The 17,780-nt window shown below is 68.9% G+C and carries 13 protein-coding genes; 7 read left to right on the top strand and 6 right to left on the bottom strand.

Annotated features, from left to right (window positions below; all coding sequences use genetic code 11):
* Positions 1 to 119 precede the first annotated feature (119 nt).
* Both ACR4XJ_RS13395 and ACR4XJ_RS13390 read left to right on the top strand, forming a co-directional pair.
* Entirely contained in the window at positions 120 to 989 is an 870-nt protein-coding gene (locus ACR4XJ_RS13395) for a dihydroorotate dehydrogenase electron transfer subunit (RefSeq protein ID WP_434755674.1), read from the top strand.
* Positions 990 to 1,010: 21 nt separating this feature from the next.
* Positions 1,011 to 1,937 carry a dihydroorotate dehydrogenase gene (locus ACR4XJ_RS13390; protein ID WP_434755673.1) on the top strand — a complete coding sequence of 309 codons (927 nt, stop codon included), beginning with the start codon at positions 1,011 to 1,013 and terminating at the stop codon, positions 1,935 to 1,937.
* A 101-nt stretch (positions 1,938 to 2,038) separates the two neighbouring features.
* On the opposite strand, the gene ACR4XJ_RS13385 is transcribed toward ACR4XJ_RS13390, so the two are convergent.
* From ACR4XJ_RS13385 to ACR4XJ_RS13370, 4 genes are all read right to left on the bottom strand, one after another.
* Positions 2,039 to 2,551 (bottom strand): GNAT family N-acetyltransferase, encoded by a 513-nt coding sequence (locus ACR4XJ_RS13385; protein ID WP_434755672.1) that lies wholly within the window; start codon positions 2,549 to 2,551, stop codon positions 2,039 to 2,041.
* Positions 2,548 to 2,820 carry a DUF1778 domain-containing protein gene (locus ACR4XJ_RS13380; RefSeq protein WP_434755671.1) on the bottom strand — a complete coding sequence of 91 codons (273 nt, stop codon included), beginning with the start codon at positions 2,818 to 2,820 and terminating at the stop codon, positions 2,548 to 2,550. The genes ACR4XJ_RS13385 and ACR4XJ_RS13380 overlap by 4 nt, the downstream gene beginning before the upstream one ends.
* 226 nt (positions 2,821 to 3,046) lie before the next feature.
* On the bottom strand, positions 3,047 to 6,079 hold the full coding sequence (gene pruA, locus ACR4XJ_RS13375; protein WP_434755670.1) for an L-glutamate gamma-semialdehyde dehydrogenase: 3,033 nt from the start codon (positions 6,077 to 6,079) through the stop codon (positions 3,047 to 3,049).
* A gap of 350 nt (positions 6,080 to 6,429) precedes the next feature.
* A complete protein-coding gene (locus tag ACR4XJ_RS13370; RefSeq protein WP_434755669.1) occupies positions 6,430 to 6,963 on the bottom strand; it encodes a periplasmic heavy metal sensor in 534 nt (177 codons plus the stop codon).
* 359 nt (positions 6,964 to 7,322) lie between these two features.
* Between ACR4XJ_RS13370 and ACR4XJ_RS13365 the strand changes: the two genes are divergently transcribed.
* Together ACR4XJ_RS13365 and ACR4XJ_RS13360 are read left to right on the top strand one after the other, a co-directional pair.
* Positions 7,323 to 9,524: an ATP-binding protein gene (locus ACR4XJ_RS13365; RefSeq protein ID WP_434755668.1), complete on the top strand. Its 2,202-nt coding sequence runs from the start codon at positions 7,323 to 7,325 to the stop codon at positions 9,522 to 9,524.
* Positions 9,521 to 10,969 carry a sigma-54-dependent transcriptional regulator gene (locus tag ACR4XJ_RS13360; RefSeq protein ID WP_434755667.1) on the top strand — a complete coding sequence of 483 codons (1,449 nt, stop codon included), beginning with the start codon at positions 9,521 to 9,523 and terminating at the stop codon, positions 10,967 to 10,969. Before ACR4XJ_RS13365 ends, ACR4XJ_RS13360 begins: the two co-directional genes overlap by 4 nt.
* A gap of 205 nt (positions 10,970 to 11,174) precedes the next feature.
* Here ACR4XJ_RS13360 and ACR4XJ_RS13355 read toward each other — a convergent pair whose 3' ends face one another.
* A complete protein-coding gene (locus ACR4XJ_RS13355; protein WP_434755666.1) occupies positions 11,175 to 12,074 on the bottom strand; it encodes a glycosyltransferase in 900 nt (299 codons plus the stop codon).
* Between the two features lie 258 nt (positions 12,075 to 12,332).
* Between ACR4XJ_RS13355 and ACR4XJ_RS13350 the strand changes: the two genes are divergently transcribed.
* The 3 genes from ACR4XJ_RS13350 (at position 12,333) to ald (ending at position 16,240) form a co-directional block, all read left to right on the top strand.
* Positions 12,333 to 12,932, top strand: coding sequence for a PaaI family thioesterase (locus ACR4XJ_RS13350; protein ID WP_434755665.1), 600 nt, complete (start codon positions 12,333 to 12,335; stop codon positions 12,930 to 12,932).
* Between the two features lie 58 nt (positions 12,933 to 12,990).
* Positions 12,991 to 14,760 (top strand): sigma-54 interaction domain-containing protein, encoded by a 1,770-nt coding sequence (locus tag ACR4XJ_RS13345; RefSeq protein WP_434755664.1) that lies wholly within the window; start codon positions 12,991 to 12,993, stop codon positions 14,758 to 14,760.
* Positions 14,761 to 15,124: 364 nt separating this feature from the next.
* The gene (gene ald, locus ACR4XJ_RS13340) at positions 15,125 to 16,240 is read left to right on the top strand and encodes an alanine dehydrogenase (protein ID WP_434755663.1); all 1,116 of its coding nucleotides are present in this window, start codon (positions 15,125 to 15,127) and stop codon (positions 16,238 to 16,240) included.
* Positions 16,241 to 16,421: 181 nt separating this feature from the next.
* Here the strand turns inward: ald and ACR4XJ_RS13335 are convergent, their stop codons facing one another.
* Positions 16,422 to 17,669: an ABC transporter permease gene (locus ACR4XJ_RS13335; protein WP_434755662.1), complete on the bottom strand. Its 1,248-nt coding sequence runs from the start codon at positions 17,667 to 17,669 to the stop codon at positions 16,422 to 16,424.
* Positions 17,670 to 17,780: the final 111 nt, after the last annotated feature.

Below are 17,780 nucleotides of genomic sequence, written 5' to 3'. Positions count from 1 at the left end.
CGCGCCGCCGACTACACCGGTATGCACGGGGGGCACGCGCGGTTTCCGTCTCGAGGCGCGCCCGCCCCCCGGCGGCCACACGACGCGGCCACATTCTTTTCGAGGACACCATCACCGCCATGAACACACCCGCCTGCACCGACCTCAAGGTGCTCGACCTCGTTCCCTTCGGACAGACCGGCGGCGAGGCCCGCTTCTTCGCCCTGCGTCTGGAGCGCCCCCAGTGGGCCGACTGGAAGCCCGGCCAGTTCGTCATGCTGCGCCCGGCCGGATGGGCGCTGGACATGCTCTGGGCGCGGCCCTTCTCCATCTGCCGCATCAGCGCCCGCGACCTGGTCATCTTCTTCCAGGTGGTGGGGCGCGGCACCGCGCGCCTTGCCCAACTGCGCACCGGCGACGTGGTGCACGTGTGGGGGCCGCTGGGCAACGCCTTCGCCATGGAGCCGGACACCCCCACCCTGATGCTGGCCGGGGGCATCGGCATCGCGCCGTTCATCGGCTATGCCCACACCCACCCCAAGCCGTGGAATCTGTGGATGGACTTCGGCCACCGCATGCCGCTGGGGTGCTACCCCTTCGAGAGCATCAACGAAAAGATCATGGCTGACAGCCACCACGAGGAAGGCCCCGAGGACCTTTCGCGGTTCATCGAGACCATGGGCCGCCGGATGCGCGAGTTCCGCGACCAGAACGGGCTGGTGCTGGCCTGCGGGCCCACCCCCTTCCTGCGCACGGTGCGCTCGTTCGCGCTGGAATACGGCGTGCGCACCCAGCTTTCGCTGGAAACGCGCATGGCCTGCGGCGTGGGCGCGTGCCTGGGCTGCGTGTGCCGCACCACCGAACGGTGGCCCGACCCGGCCAAGGCGGGCGGCAACGTGCAGACCTGCACGCAGGGCCCCGTGTTCTGGGCCGAGCAGATCACCTTCGACGACGAAACCGCCGCCCCGCCCACGGCCGCCGATGCGCCCGTGCAGGCCTGCGAACGCTAGGGCAAGGGCCAGGATACAATCATGATCGACATGCACGTTACCCTTCCCGGCGGACTGCACCCGCTGACCCTGAACAACCCGGTCATGACCGCCTCGGGCACCTTCGGGTACGGGGTGGAATTCACCCCCTACGGCGACCTGACCAAGCTGGGCGGCATCGTGGTCAAGGGCCTGTCCCTGTCCCCGCGCCGGGGCAACCCCATGCCCCGCGTGGCCGAAACCCCCTGCGGCATGCTGAACGCCGTGGGGTTGCAGAACGACGGCGCGGACTACTTCGTGCGCAACACCCTGCCGAAGCTGCCGTGGCGCGAGGTGCCCGTCGTGGCCAACCTGTACGCCTGCGACCCCGGCGAGTTCGGCGAACTGGCCGGGGTGCTGGCCGCCGAAGAGGGCGTGGCCGCGCTGGAAGTGAACATCTCGTGCCCCAACGTGAAGGAGGGCGGGGTGATCTTCGGCCAGGACCCGCGCCAGGCCGCCAAGGTGACCGAGGCGGTGAAGCTGCGCGCGGGCAGCAAGCCGGTGATGGTCAAGCTGTCCCCCAACGTCACCGACATCGCGCTCATGGCCCGCGCCGTGGAAGACGCCGGGGCCGATGTGCTGTCGTGCATCAACACCCTGACCGGCATGGGCGTGGACATCAGCACCCGCAAGCCCCTGCTGGCCAACGTGGTGGGCGGCCTGTCCGGCCCGGCCATCAAGCCCGTGGCCCTGCGCTGCGTGTGGCAGGTGGCGAAAGCCGTGTCCATCCCGGTCATCGGCATCGGCGGCATCACCAGCGCGGAGGACGTGCTGGAATTCCTGCTGGTGGGCGCGCACGCCGTGCAGGTGGGCACCGCCAACTTCATCCGCCCCGACTTCGCCTTCCGCCTCGTGGACGAACTGGCCGCCCTGTGCGAGCGCATGGGCATCGAGCAGTGGGATGATTTCAGGGGCACGCTGAAGGTGTAGCGCCGCGCGCTGCATGGTCCTGAAGGAAAAAGCACGGCAACGATTTGCCGTGCTTTTTGTTGGTGGGCATTGCTGTGTGGCGGGGAGAAGTTCGTCCGGCATCACCTGCCGTGTCGCGGGCTCAGGTATTGTCGCACCTCTTCCATCCGCAGCATCAGCGTCAGCGGGCTTACGGGAGAAGGCTGAAACCCGCAGCCCGCGTAAAAGGCGGCCGCACGTTCGTGCAGCGCATGCACCAGAATGGCCCGGATGCCCGCGATGTCCGCAGCCTGGACGGTTCGCAGCAGCGCATCGCGCACCAGCGCCCTGCCGATGCCCCGTCCCTGCATGCCGCGGTCAACGGCAAGGCGGGCCAGGATCATCACCGGTACGGGGTCGGGCATGTTCCGCCTGATGCCGCCGGGGGCGATTTCGTGGGCCACGCTGCCCACCGCCAGCGAATAGAAGCCGACGACCCGCTCGACCAGGCTCGTCACGTAGGTGCGGGTGGCCTTGCCTTCGTTCCTGGCCGCTCTTGTGCGCAGCCAATCATCCAGTGCGGGCTCGCCACTGCAGAATTCCGTCAGGTCATGCCGTGGGGTCAGCGCTTCCGGGGCGGCAACGCGTCCGCTCATTCGCCGTCATTCCACGGCGCGGGCGTGGCAAGCAGGCGCTTCAGGGCCGGGTTGTCACGGACCGGCGCATCCAGTGCGGCCTGAAAGGCGTTCCACTGCGCCGTGGAAAGCTGGAAGTGGGTCTTTTCCAGCAACAGTGCCTCGGCGGAGCGCACGGCATGCTCCAGGATGAAGGCCGTGCGGTTCTTGCCCGCCAGCGCTGCGGCCAGATCGATGATGGCCTTCTGCTCCGGGGGAACGCGCAGGTTGATGATGTCGGTGCTTGCCATGGCGGCCTCCTTTGCGGAAAGGCTAAAGCGGGGCGACCTATTTGTCAATACAATGTATCTACGCAAAGGGGCGGGGTTGCGGCGTGCGCCCCATTTGAAAGGCTTTGGGGAAGGCGGGAGGACTTTCCCCCCAATTCTTTTTTCAATGTCATGAACAAAACGGGCCGCGCACCATGAGGTGCGCGGCCCTTGTCTTTCATTGTCTTTTTTCGCGGGTTGCGGGGGCCTACCCGATCCAGTCGTCGTCTTCCTCGATGGGGGCAAAGCCCCGGCGCATGGTGTTTTCGGTCACGCAGCGCGGGTCCATGAACTGCAACAGGTAGTCGGGGCCGCCGGTCTTGGAGCCCACGCCGGACATCTTGAACCCACCGAAGGGCTGGCGTTCCACCATGGCCCCGGTGGAGCCGCGGTTCAGGTACAGGTTGCCCACGCGGAATTCGCGCCGCGCCTTGGCGAGGTTTTCGGGGCTGCGCGAGAACACGCCGCCGGTCAGGGCGAAGCGGGTGCCGTTGGCGATGCCGAGCGCCTCGTCGAAGCTGCCCGCGCGCATCACGGCCAGCACCGGGCCGAAGATTTCCTCCTGCGCGATGCGGTGGTGCGGCTTGATGCCCTCCACGATGGTCAGCGGCACGTAGCAGCCCTCTGCCGGGACGTCGGTGCGCTTCACCAGCACCTTGCCTTCCTGTTCGGCGATCTTCACGTATTCCATGATGTTCTTTTGCAGGGACGCGTCGGCCACCGGCCCCATGTAGTTGGCCGGGTCTTCCGAGGGGCCGATCTTGATGGCCTGCGCCGCCTTGACCAGGCGCTCCACGAAGCGGTCGTAGATGGGGTCGAGCACGATGACCCGCGAGCAGGCCGAGCACTTCTGGCCCTGGAAGCCGAACGCGGAATACAGCACCTGCAACACGGCCTCGTCGAGGTCGGCGTCGTCATCGATGATGATGGCGTTCTTGCCGCCCATTTCGGCGATGACCCGCTTGCACTGCACCTGGCCGGGCTGCACTTTCGCGGCCTTTTCCTGGATGCGCAGCCCCACTTCCATGGAGCCGGTGAAGCAGATCATGCTCACCTGCGGATGTTCCACCAGATAGTCGCCCATCACCGAACTGCGGCCCGGCACGTAGTTGAACACGCCCTCGGGCAGGCCCGCCTCGCGGAAGATTTCCGTGAGGTTGTACCCGATGCGCGAGGCGATGGACGACGGCTTGAAGATCACCGGGTTGCCGGTGACGATGGCGGCGGCGGCCATGCCGATGGCGATGGCGAAGGGGAAGTTCCACGGCGCGATGACCGCGGCGATGCCCTTGGGCTGGTAGAACAGGTGGTTCAGTTCGCCGGGGGCGCGGCCCATGCGGCGCGGCGCGCCGAGGCGCAGCATTTCGCGGGCGTAGTAGTCCAGGAAGTCGATGCCCTCGCCCACGTCATGGAAGGCCTGGTCCCACTGCTTGCCCACTTCCAGCACCTGCCAGGCGGACAGCTCGAACATGCGGCGGCGGGCGATGTCCGCCGCGCGGCGCAGGTACATGGCCCGGTCGGCCGGGGAGGTGTCGCGCCAGGCCGGGAAGGCCTTTTCGGCGGCCTCGATGGCGGCGTCCACTTCCGGCTTGCCGCCCTGGCAGACCTTGGCGATGACCTCGGCCGGGCTCGCCGGGTTGGTGGAGGCGATGGTGTCGTCGGTGGTCACGTCCCTGCCGCCGATGAACAGCGGAATCACGCCGCCCGCCTTGCCGCGCACTTCCGCGATGGCCTTCACGAAGCCCTCGCGGTTGGCGGGTATGGTCAGGTCCAGCATGCTTTCGTTGACGAACGGGGGCAGGCCGTCGGGGCTGGCCTGCATGGGGCGCGGCGGCGGGGTGGCGGCCAGTTCGCGCTCCAGGGTGGCCTGGGGGTTTTCCAGCAGCCGTTCCAGTTCCGCGCCGTCCACGAAGCTCTGGCGCAGGAAGGATTCGTTGGCGGTGTTTTCCAGCAGGCGGCGCACCAGGTAGGCCATGCCGGGGATCAGTTCGCCGTAGGGGCAGTACAGGCGCACGCGCCCGGCCACGTTCTTCAGCCCCTTCCGCACCGGCTCGGCCATGCCGTACAGCACCTGGAACTCGTAGCGGTGGGCGGGCACGTTGAGCGCGCGGGCCGTTTCCATCACCGTGGCGATGGTGCGCACGTTGTGCGAGGCGCAGGCGAAGTAGACGAGGTCGTTGTTTTCAAGGATGCGGCGGGCCAGCTTTTCGTAGCAGATGTCCGATTCCGGCTTGCGGGTCCACACGGGAATCTCCCAGCCGTTCTGCTTGGCCATCACCGTTTCGTAGTCCCAGTACGCGCCCTTCACCAGGCGGATGCCGAAGGGCAGCTTTTCGGCGCGGCCCCAGGCCAGCAGGTCGTCCAGGTCGTGTTCGGTGCAGCGCAGGTAGGCCTGCAAGACGATGGACAGGTGCGGATGGTCGCGGAATTCGGGCATGGTGCGCAGCCGCTTGAACAGTTCCAGCGTCATTTCGCGGTACTTCAGCTGCTCCATGTCGATGCACAGGAAGCCCCCCATCTCCACGATCTTGCGGTAGATGGGCGCCAGGCGCGACAGGATGCCCTGCACGGAGCCTTCCACGTCGCCGGGCTTGGCCTGCGAGTAGAGGGCCGAGGGCTTGATGGACACGTTCACCTTGGGGGTGTGGCCCCAGTCCTGGGCGGCGTCGGGCCCGGCGGTGGCCCCCGTGGAATCGGCCAGTGGGGCCCACTTGGCGTGCTCCTTGGCGATGGCGTCCAGCACTTCAAGGTAGCCGTCGCGGTAGGCGTCGGCCTCTTCCTCGCTCACCGTGGCCTCGCCCAGCAGGTCCACGGTGAAGGCAAAGCCTTCCTTGCGCAGCTTGGCCAGGCCCTTGATGGCTTCCTTGGTGTTTTCGCCGATGATGAAGGTGCGGGCCATGCCTTCGATGTTGGACCGGATGAACTTGCCCATGAGCATGCCGGTGAACGCTCCGCCGAAACCGGCGGCGCCCGCGCCCCACTTCAGCACGGGGGGCACGTCCGCTCCGTCGGCCGAGAAATATTCGCGGATGTGGCGGGTGAGCGCCTCGGAAGTGTTCAGGTAGGGCAGGACGTCCACGAAGCGGAACAGCTGGACCTTGAAGCCCTCGTTCTGCATGGCCCAATCCATGACCTTGCCGGTCCAGAAGCCCTTGTTGAAGATGGACGGGGCCTCGCCGCTGATGCTCTTGAAGAATTCCTTGCCGCGCTCGACGATGCGCGCATCAAGATGCTGTTCCATGCGGTTCCTCCTGGGCGTCGCTCGGGTGTGGTCCCGGCGGATGTGGTGTGGCGGGTCGTGCGGTGTGGTGGAAAAGGCTCCTGCTGTGTCGCGCGGCGGCGGTGCGGGCGGACCCCGGAGATCAGGGAAGGGCCTGTGCCGCCGTGAGGCATGATTTTTCGATATTCGGAACGGTTGTAGGCGCTGGAATGCCAGAAATCAACCCCGTGCGGGCCGGAGAGGGGCGGTCGGTCCCGCGCCAAGACGGGCCGGGGACTGGCGGGCGGCGGGATGGAGAAAACGGCGAGGGCCGCCGGCACCTCGTGGTGCCGGCGGCCCTGTGTTTCGATCATGCGGCCGTTGGATTCAGGCTACTGGTTGGCCTGCGGGGCCTGGCCGTCATGCATGGGGCCGTGGCCGTAGCCCTGGCCGCCCATCATGCCGCCCATTCCGCCATGGCCCATGCCGTGGCCGCCCATCATGCCGCCGCCCATGCCCCTATGGCCCATGCGGCCGTAACCGGGGTTCACGCCCACTTCCTTTTCCAGGCGGGTGTCGAGGGCGGTGTATTCGTTGCGGATCTGGGTGCGCAGGTCGGCCAGTTCGTTCGTCAGCTTGGAAATGGCTTCAGGCTTGGTGTTGGGGTTCACCGACAGGGCGCGCAGTTCGGTGTTCTTGGCCCAGGCCTTGTCCTTCAGCGGCTGGATGCGGGCGTCCGCTTCCTTGTAGATGGCGTCGAACCTGGCCTGCTTTTCCGGGGTCAGGGAGTTGTACACCGCGCCGGTGGCGCAGCCGCCGCCCATGCCCATGCCGCCCATACGGGCGAAGGCGCTGTCGGTGATGCCGGTAAAGGCGAGCAGGCCCGCGAGGGCGACGGTGCCGAGGACGAGATGCTTGGTCTTCATGATGTGTGCTCCTGTTTGGTTGATTCGTTGCCGCCCCTGGCGTCTTCGCTGCATCCGCGATGGATGGCGCGGCCGTGTACTGTGGTGCGGGGCTGGTGCGCTTGTTGCTTGCCCGGGTATGAGCAACCGGCGTGCCAAGGCGCGGTATGTTCAGATAATAATGTGTAATTACACATGAAAAAATCTTGTGATACGCCCGGAAAGACTCCCGGCCGCCTGCACGAAACTCGTGCACATGTATAAAAACTATACGCCACCCCGTGGAAGGCGTATGAAAATCGAACAGGTGTCGCGGCCTCGACCAGCACCGCTCCGGCGGACGCCGCCACGCCGCAAGGAACATCCCAAAGGAACATCCCATGCCTACCGGCAACGCGGCCAATGCGCCGCATGCGACATATGAAGGTTCCGGCCAATCGGGCCAGCGCGGCCCGTCGGGCTTCCTTGGCCTGTCTAGCCTGTCTGGCCGGGGCGGGACCGGTGGCGGCGGCAGCGGCGGCGTGAATGGGCGGCTGCCCTCGCCGTGGCTGATCATCGGGGCCACGGCGGCCCTGGCCCTGGTGCTGGCCGTGCTCACCATGCTCAACCACGACGGCGAGCAGGAATCCATGCGGCGCATCCTTTCGGAAAAGGGGGCCTCGCTGATCCGGGCCTTCGAGGCCGGTGCGCGCACCGGCCTGCGCGGCCGCGCCGGGGGCGAACTGCGGTTGCAGGTCCTGCTGGAGGAAATGGCCGACCAGCCGGACATCCATTTCATCGCCGTCACCGACAGGCAGGGCGTGGTGCTGGCCCACAGCGACCCGCAATGGATCGGCCGCCCCCTGGCCGATCCGGCCACCATGGAGGCCCTGGCCGTGCCCCCGGCCCCTTCGCCGGGCAATGACGGCGGCGGCCAGCAGGCCCGCGACGAGGTGGGCTGGCGGCTCATGGAGGCGGGCGGCCAACGCGCCTTTCTGGTGTACCGCACCTTCATTCCGCTGCGGCCCACCGCGCGGCATATGGGCATGGGCGGGCACATGATGGGCCACGGCATGCGCGCGCCAGAGCACGGCATGGGCGGCATGCCCGGCTGGCTGCGCCGCGAGATGGAGGCGGACACGCAGGCCGGGCGCGACGTCCCGCCGCCGGTGATCGTCGTGGCGCTGGACACGGCCCCCTTTGACGCGGCCCGCGCGGCGGACCGCCAGCACACCCTGATCATGCTGTCCATCCTGGCCCTGCTGGGCGGGGCCGGGGCGCTTTCGCTGCTGTGGTCGCGCCATGCCCGCGCCTCGCGCAGGCTGGTGCGGCAGGCCCAGTCCTTCGCCCTGCACGTGGTCACCAGCCTGCCCGACGGGCTGGTGGTGCTGGACGGCGCGGGCCGCGTGGCCACCTGCAACGCGGCGGCGCGCGACCTGCTGCGCCTGGGCGACGGGGTGCCCGCCGGGGCCTTGCCGGATGCGGTGCTGCCCGCCCCGCTGGCCGGACTGGCCGCCCGGCTGACCGGCGGAACGCACGGCGGCGGGGACGCCCGCCCCGGCGTGCCTCCCGACGTCGCCCCCGGCCTTGGGGCGGAGGTGACCATGGACTGTCCCGTGGCGGGCGGCCCGCCCGTGCCCATGAGCGTGCGCGGGGTGCGCATCGCCGCCGGGGACAGGGACGAGGCCGGGGCCATCCTGATCCTGCGCGACCTGCGCGAGGTGCGCCGCCTTCAGGACGAGGTGCGCCGCCGCGAAAAGCTGGCCGCCATCGGCAGCCTGGCCGCCGGGGTGGCCCACGAGCTGCGCAATCCGCTCAGTTCCATCAAGGGGTACGCCACCTATTTCGGCAGCCGCTTCGCCGAGGGCAGCGAGGACCGCGAGGCCGCGCGGGTCATGGTGCAGGAGGTGGAACGGCTGAACCGGGTCATTTCCGACCTCATCGGCCTGGCCCGGCCGTCGGACATCGCCCCCCGCCCGGTGGACGCCGGGTTCCTGGTGCGCCACGTGCTGCGGCTGGTGCGTCAGGACGCCGCCCACCGGGGCGTGACCGTGCGCGTGGAGCCGGAGGAGGGCCAGGACGCCGCCGGGCCGGAAGGTTCCGTGCCCCGCGACCCGACGCATGACGGCGCGTCGCACGGCCTGCAAGAGCAGCCCGTGCCCCGCGCCTTGCTGGACCCGGACCGCTTCTCGCAGGCGCTGCTCAACGTGTTCCTGAACGCGCTGGAGGCCATGCCGAACGGCGGCGAGCTTTCCGTGCGCCTGGCCGCCGCGCCGGGCGACCGCATCGCGGTCTCGGTGCGCGACACGGGCGGGGGCATCGCGCCGGAACACCTGGCCACCATCTTCGACCCGTACTTTACCACCAAAAGCCAGGGCACGGGCCTGGGCCTCGCCATCGTGCACAAGATCGTGGAGGCCCACGGCGGCGAGGTGTCGCTGCGCTCCGTCCCCGGCCAGGGCACGGAGGTCACCTTCCTGCTGCCCGCCGAACCGGAGGCGGCGCGGGACGAGACACCGGACGGCGCGCGGCCCCGCGCGGATGACGCCGCCCCGGCCGCATCCGGCCTGCCCGGCCCGCCCGCAAAGGACGACGAGATATGACCACAGCCACCATCCTCATCGTGGACGACGACGCGGCGCACCGCTCCATGCTGCGCACCATGCTGCGCGGCTGGGGCTACGCCACCGAAGAGGCCGACGACGGCGAATCCGCCGTGGAAAAGGTGCGCCAGCGCGCCTGGGACGCCGTGCTCATGGACGTGCGCATGGCCCGCATGGACGGCATCGAGGCGTTGCACCGCATCCTGGACTGGAACCCGGCCACGCCGGTGCTGATCATGACCGCGTTTTCCTCGGTGGACACCGCCGTGGAGGCGTTGCGCACCGGGGCTTACGACTACCTGACCAAGCCGCTGGACTTCGACGTACTGCGCCACACCTTGGAGCGCGCCCTGGACCACACCCGCCTGGCCAGCGAAAACCGCGAACTGCGCGAACGCCTGACCGCGCAGGCGGGGCAGGGGGCATCGGGCGCGTTGTACGGCATCATCGGCCGCAGCGCGCCCATGCGCGAACTGGTGGAGATGATCGCCACCGTGGCCCCGTCCGAAGCCACCGTGCTCATCACCGGAGAATCGGGCACCGGCAAGGAACTGGTGGCCCGCGCCCTGCACGCGGCCAGCCACCGCGCCGCGCGGCAGCTGGTGACCGTGAACTGCGCCGCGCTGACCGAAACCCTGCTGGAATCGGAACTGTTCGGCCACGAGCGCGGGGCCTTCACCGGGGCCGACCGGCGGCGCGAGGGCCGCTTCGTGCAGGCCGACGGCGGCACCCTGTTCCTGGACGAGATCGGCGAGATGCCCCTGCCGTTGCAGGCCAAGCTGCTGCGCGCCCTGCAACAGGGCGAGGTGCAGCGGGTGGGCAGCGACACCCCGCTCACCGTGGACGTGCGGGTCATCGCCGCCACCAACCGCGACCTGCGCGAAGAGGCGGCGGCCGGGCGGTTTCGCGAGGACCTGTACTACCGGCTCAACGTCATCACCGTGCACGTGCCCGCCCTGCGCGAGCGCGCGGGCGACGTGCCCCTGCTGGCCGCGTTCTTCCTGGACCGGTACACCGAAAAGAACCGCAAGCACCTCAAGGGGTTCTCTCCCCAGGCCATGGACATCCTGCTGCGCCACGACTGGCCCGGCAACGTGCGCGAACTGGAGAACGCCATCGAGCGCGCCGTCATTCTCGCCACCGGCGACTACGTGACCGAGCGCGAACTGCCGCTGCATCTCGGGACTGGAGGGACGGGGGGGACCGCAGGGACCGGGGGGGGCGGGGGCAACGGCGGAAGCGCTGGGACCGGCGGCTCGGGAAACGCCCCGGCCGACGGCGACGGGCTGGCCCCCTACGCCGGGCTGTCGCTGGAAGACCTGGAGCGCCGGGCCATCGTCGCCACCCTGCGCGAGACCGGCGACAACAAGAGCGAGGCCGCCCGGCGGCTAGGCATTACCCGCGCCACCCTGCACAACAAGCTGAAGAAGTACGATCTGGAATAGGCGTCCGGAACGCGGCACCGTGGGTGCCGGTCAGAGGCGGGTGGGGCTGTGGATGTCCTTCAGGGGCTGTTCCCAAATTAGGGTTTTCGTCCGTTGGCAAGGAAAACGAGCCTGCCATGAGGGAGCATACTCTTCTCGTATTCGACCGATATGGCAGGCGAAGTTTGACGACGCCAACGGGCGAAAGGACAATTTGGGACAGCCCCTACAGTCCCGCGCGGGAGAACACCTCCCCTGCCCGCGCCGCGCCCATACGGGCCACGAACAGTTCGCGCAGGGCGCGGATGTCGGCGGCGCGGGGAATGATGCCCCGGCCGAAGGGGGCGGCCCACGGTTCGCCGCGCAGGAGGGCGCGCGCCCAGGCCCGCACCTCGGACTCGAAGAAGCCCGGGTTGTCGCGCACGATGCGCGCCTTGGCCCTGCCGTCGTCGGCGCGGGCCGCCAGCGAGTAGTTGGCGTCGTGGAACACGTAGTGCAGCAGCGGTTCCGCCACGCGCGCCACCCCGAACCCGGCCATGGCCGCCTGCACCCAGAAGTCCCAGTCCTCGTAGGCCGTGGCGGCGCGGAAGCCCCGGCTGGCCAGCCATACCTCGCGCCGCATCAGCGAGGTGGTGTGGAACAGGTTCTGGGTGCGCAAGAGGTCCGGATGAAAGTCCGGCACCCGCACCACCCGTGAGCCGGTGGGCGATTCCTCGATGTAGTCGGTGCAGGCGATGTGCGGCGAGGGGATGTCGGTGGGCAGGCCGTCACCGGCCCCGGCGGCCAGCAGGGCCGCGTGGGTGCGGCGCAGAAAGTCCGGGGCCAGGTAGTCGTCCGGGTCGCAGAACAGCAGAAAGGGACCGCGCGCCGCCTCGGCCCCGGCGTTGCGCACCGGGCCCGGTCTGCCCACGCGGGGCAGGGCCAGCACGCGGAACGCAGCCCACGGGCCGTCCGTCTGCCAGCGCAGGGCGCGCTCGCGCGAATCGTCGCTGCTGGCGTCGTCCACGAAGACCACTTCCACCGCGTCGGGCGGAAAGGTCTGCGCGGCCAGCGCGCCGAAGAAGCGGTCGAGAAAGCGGCCGTAGTCGTGGTTGGCCACCACCACGGAAATGCGCGGCGTACGCATGTGTTGCTCCCCCTCCCTTGGCATGGTTGCCCGGCGCGCTCGGCGTCCGCCGTTCTTTTCGGCGTATCGGGGGGAAGGTTTAGCGCTCCCGCGCCACGATGCAGCGGGTGGACGGCATGAGCCGGGCGCGCGGCGTTGCCTCTCGACAAGTCGGGGGTCCTGCCGCTACGGTGCGCCTTGCGGCCCGTCCGTTTCACGCTTTCGTGAACCGGGCCTTTCCCGCACACGCCGGATGCGCGCGCCCCGCGCGGAGACGCCATGTCAGCCACACCGCCCGTCCCGACTTCCGCAGATTCCGCCCCGTCCGGCCTGTCCGGCTCTTCCGGCCCGTCCGGTCCTTCCGGGCAGGACGGCGGCATGGAGCACGTCCGCCGCTTCATCGCCGAGCGCGACACCTTTGCCAAGCACCTCGGCATCGAGATCACCGAGGCCGCGCGCGGCTACGCCCGCGCGGTGATGCCGCTGGACGCGCACCACCGCAACGGCGTGGGCATGGCCCATGGCGGGGCCATCTTCGCCGTGGCCGACCTGGCCTTTGCCGTGGCCTGCAACACGCGTGGCAAGGTGAGCGTGAACCTGAACACCGCCATCTCGTTCCTGGCGCCCGGCAGGCGCGGGCCACTGACGGCCGAGGCGCGCGAGATCAGCGCCGCCAGCCGGGTGGCCACCTACGAGATACGCGTCACCGACGGCGAGGGCACGCTCATCGCCATCTGCCAGGCCACGGCCTACAGCAAGAACCAGCCCGTACCCGGACTGGCCGCCGAAGGCGCTGCCGAAGCCGCCAGCACCCCCGGTTCCGCAACCGGTCCCGCATCCGCTCCGGCCTCTTCCGCCAACGCGCGGAGCGCGGACTGAGCCGCACGAAACATAACAGGGAAGCCGCCACGCCCACCCCGTACCGGAAGACGCACGCATGAAACTACGAATGGAATGCATCTTTCGAGACAGGGTGGGCATCGTTTCCGACCTGTCCTCGCTGCTGGCCGGGCAGGCCCTGTCCATCGTCTCCATGGAAGTGGAGCGCCGCGCGGGCGGCGTCACGCCAGCCCCGCCTATCCCGTCAACTTCGCCGAATCCGGCGGACCCGGTCACCGGCCCGGCTCCTGGCCCAATTCCCGGCCCGGCTCCCGGCATGGACCGCGCCTTCGTGTACCTGGAGGCGGACAGCCCCAGCGACGTGGACCGCGCCGCCCTGTTCGAAACCCTGGGCCGCATCCCCGACCTGCTGGAATTCCGCATCGTGGACACCCTGCCCGCCGAGGAGCGCGCCAACCGCTTTCTGGTGCTGCTGGACAACCTGCGCGACGGGGTGCTGTCCATCGACGCGCAGGGGCGGCTGACCTCCATCAACAAGGTGGCCCGCGAGGCATACGGCTGCACGGCGTCCGGTTCCGGCCCGGCTGACCTGTCCGGCCTGCCGCTGGACGCGCTGGGCCTGTCCGACCGGGGCATCCTGGACTGCCTGTCCGGCCGCGAACTGGTGGACGCCAAGCGCGAGGTGGCCACCCCCGGCGGCGGGCGGCTGCAATTCTTCGTCACCCGCAGGCCCATCCGCGACGGCGAGGGCCGCATCATCGGCGCGGTGGAAGTGGCCCGCGACATGCGCGAGATCCGCAAGCTGGCGCGCTCCATCACCGAGCCCGCGCAGGTCACCTTCGGCGACATCGTGGGCCAGCACCCGGCCATCGGGTTCGCCATCGCCTTTGCCCGGCGCGTGGCCGCGACGGATTCCATCATCGCCATCCGGGGCGAGAGCGGCACCGGCAAGGAACTGTTCGCGCGGGCCATCCACACCGCAAGCAGGCGGCAGGGGCCGTTCGTGCCGGTGAACTGCGCGGCCCTGCCGGAACAGCTGCTGGAAAGCGAGCTGTTCGGCTACGAGGCCGGGGCCTTCACCGGCGGGCGGCGCGAGGGCAAGCCCGGCCTGTTCGAGACGGCGCGCGGCGGCACCGTGCTGTTGGACGAGATCGGCGACATGCCGCTGGCCTCGCAGGCCAAGATGCTGCGGGTGATGCAGGAAGGCAGCGTGCGCCGGGTGGGCGGCACGGCCGAGGTGCCCGTGGACGTGCGCATCATCACCGCCACCAACCGCACCCTGGAACGGCTGGTGGAGGAGGGGCGCTTCCGGCAGGATTTGTACTACCGCATCAACGTGCTGCCCATTCACATTCCGCCGCTGAAGGAACGGCCGGAGGACATCGCCGTGCTGGCCGAGCACTTCCTGCTGGGGCTGGCGGCGCGGCTGGGCGGGCCGGTGCGCGCACTGTCGCCGGGGGCGCTGGCGCGCCTTGCGGCGCACCACTGGCCGGGCAACGTGCGCGAACTGAAGAACGTGGTGGAGCGCGCGGCCATCCTGTGTCCGGACGAGGTGGTGGGGGCGCGGTTCATCCTCTTCGCGCATGAACTGGAGGGCGGGCTGTTCGGCGAGTCGGCCCGGTTGGCCGACGGCGTGGCCGACACCGTGGCCGACGCGGCGGCCCTGGCGTCCGGCCATGAGCACCGCCATGAGCTTCGCCATGACGGGGAAGGGCGGCTCAAGGACATGATTGCCGTTTTTGAAAAACGGATCGTCTCCGATGCCGTCGCTGCTGCGGGCAGTGTGCGCAAGGCAGCAAGAAAGCTGGGTATTTCTCACACCGCCCTGCTCGCCAAGCTGCGTCGGCACGGCCTGAAGCCGGTCTGAAAACTTTCCAGCGGTCTGAAAAGTTTCCAATTGCCCGGCAACGTGATTCCGGGTCTTCTACGCTGTTTATTTGAACAGTGGTGTGAATTACTTCCACTTTGCCGTTCGCCCCTTGTGGCGTCATTCCAATTTTCCGCCCCTCTTCGCTTCTTCCCTCCTCTTTTTTGCTCGTGCAACTCACCGGTCCGATTTGCGTTTTTGTGACTCGCCCGGGAATTTCGGCGTTTCGTCCGATTTTCCGGCAAGTTGGCAAGGTGTTTGCTCTAGGAAAACCGCGCCCGCGCGGGCGCGCCCTGTCCGGGGTTTTCATGCGCGCCGAAACGCACCGCAACACGCCGCACCACCGGCGTATCTGGAGGCTCAGATGATCGTTGGCATCCTGAAGGAGATCAAGAAGGAAGAAAACCGCGTCGCCATGACCCCCGCCGGGGTCGAGGTGATGGTGCACGCCGGGCACACCCTGCTGGTGGAAAAGAACGCCGGTGCGGGCAGCGGCTTTGCCGACGAAGCCTATGCGGAAGCGGGCGCGACCATCGTGGCCACCCCGGCCGAAATCTACGCCAAGTCCGACATGGTCATGCACGTCAAGGAGCCGCAGGCGTCCGAATACGGCCTGATCCGCCCCGGCCAGATCGTGTTCACCTACCTGCACCTGGCCGCCGACGAGCCACAGACCCAGGCCCTGATCAAGAGCGGCGCGGTGTGCATCGCCTACGAAACCATCCAGAAGGCCGACGGCAGCCTGCCCCTGCTCACCCCCATGAGCGAAGTGGCCGGACGCATGGCCATCCAGCAGGGGGCCAAGTACCTGGAAATGGCCCAGGGCGGCAACGGCGTGCTGCTGGGCGGCGTGCCCGGCGTGGACCCGGCCACCGTCGTGGTCATCGGCGGCGGCGTGGTGGGCACCCACGCGGCCCGCATGGCCTGCGGCCTGGGCGCCAAGGTGTACATCCTGGACATGAACCTGGACCGCCTGCGCCACCTCAGCGAAGTGATGCCCTCCAACTGCTTCCCGCTCATGTCGTCCCCGGCCACCCTGCGCAGGCTGGTGCGCGAGGCCGACGTGGTGGTGGGCGCGGTGCTGGTCACCGGCGCCAAGGCCCCCAAGCTGGTCACCCGCGACATGCTGAAGACCATGAAGAAGGGCGCGGTGCTGGTGGACGTGGCCATCGACCAGGGCGGCTGCTTCGAAACCTCCAAGGCCACCACCCACACCGACCCCACCTTCGTGGTGGACGGCGTGGTGCACTACTGCGTGGCCAACATGCCCGGCGCGGTGGCCAAGACTTCCACCCTGGCCCTGACCAACGCCACCCTGCCCTACGCGCTGACCATCGCCAACAAGGGCTGGAAGCGCGCCATGCAGGACAGCTGCGAAATGGCCAAGGGCGCCAACGTCATCGACGGCAAGGTCACCTACAAGGGCGTGGCCGAGGCCTTCGGGCTGGACTACGTGTCCGTGGATACGTTCCTGAACTAGGTTTCACCTCTCCGGGCGCACTGCACTCCGCACCTCCGCGCGGGGCCGGGCGGACCGCCCGCCGCCCGGCTCGCGCACCGCATTTCCCCGACCCTGCCTTTGCATTCCCGGCCCGCCGCGGACGTTCGTCGCGTCCGCGGCCAAAGGCCCGCCCTACGGGGGGCGGGCCTTTTTTCTTTGCCTACTGGATGCGGTGGCGGAACAGCCACCCGGCGGCGGCCATGCACACCGCGCCGATGAGCGCCAGCGGCCACAGTTGCGGGGCCAGCAGGGCCAGGTCCGCCCCTTCCAGGAACACCCCGCGCACGATGATCAGCACGTAGCGCATGGGGTTGACCCAGGTCAGCCACTGCACCGGTTCGGCCATGTTGGCGATGGGCGTGGCGAACCCGGACAGGATGGCGGCGGGCATGGTGAACAGGAACATGCCCAGCAGTCCCTGCTGCATGGTCACCGACAGGGACGAGATCATCAGGCCGATGCCCACCACCGAGAACAGGAACAGCACCAGCCCGGCGTACAGGGTCAGCAGGCTGCCGCGCAGGGGCACCCCGAACCAGAACACCGCCAGGGCCACGATGAACGTGGCTTCGACCAGCCCCACGAGAAAGCCGGGGGCCGCCTTGCCGATCAGCAGTTCCGTGGGGCGGTAGGGGGTGACCAGCATCTGGTCGAAGGTGCCCTGTTCGCGCTCGCGGGCCACGGACAGGGCGGTGATGATCAGCGTGACCACCATGGTCACCATGACCACGATGCCCGGCACGAAGAACCACCGGCTGAGCAGGTTGGGGTTGTGCCAGGCGCGCGTCATCAGCGTGGAGGGCCGTGGCTGCCCGCCGTGGGCGGCCACGTACCGCGCGCCGAAGTCGTCCACGATGGAGGCCATGTAGTTGAGGGCAAGCCCGGCGGTGTTGGAGTTGCGCCCGTCGGCGATGGCCTGGATGGCGGCCTGCGAGGGGGCGGGGGGCGGAACGGAGGATGTGTCCGTGGCATCCCCCCCTGCGGCCTCGGAAGCCGTGCCCCCCACCCCGCCGCGCAGGGTCAGGGCGCGCTCGAAGCCCTGCCCGATGCGCAGCACCAGCCGCACCTGCCCGGCGTCGAGGTAGTGGGCCATGTCCGCGTCGCGGCGCAGTTCCGCCACCACCCGGAAGGTGGGCGACCCGGCCACCCGCGCGGCCAGCTCGCGCGAGGCGGCGCTGCGGTCCTCGTCGTAGATGGCGCAGGGCACGTCCACCAGGTCGAAGGTGGCGGCATAGCCGAAGATGATGGTCTGGAGCAGCGGCGGCAGGATGACCACCGTGCGGCTCTTGGGGTCTTTCAGCAGGGTCAGGAATTCCTTGGCGACAAGCGCCAGCAGGCGGTGCAGCACGGCCAGCGGGCCGGGTGTGGCGGCGGGTGCGTGCGGGGCTGGGGGCATGCGGTCATACATGGTGTTCTCTCCCAGGGGCTGCAACGCCAGAAGGATTTTTGTTCTCTGCCGAGGAAGAATGGTTTTTTATGGAGGGAGTATACTCTTATGGTATTCGGCCGGAATAAAAAA

It is taken from the genome of Nitratidesulfovibrio sp. D1 (assembly GCF_051133415.1).
GTDB lineage: Bacteria > Desulfobacterota > Desulfovibrionia > Desulfovibrionales > Desulfovibrionaceae > Cupidesulfovibrio.
The sequence above is the reverse complement of the archived record's forward strand: the minus strand, read 5'-3'. Positions and strand labels throughout refer to the sequence as shown.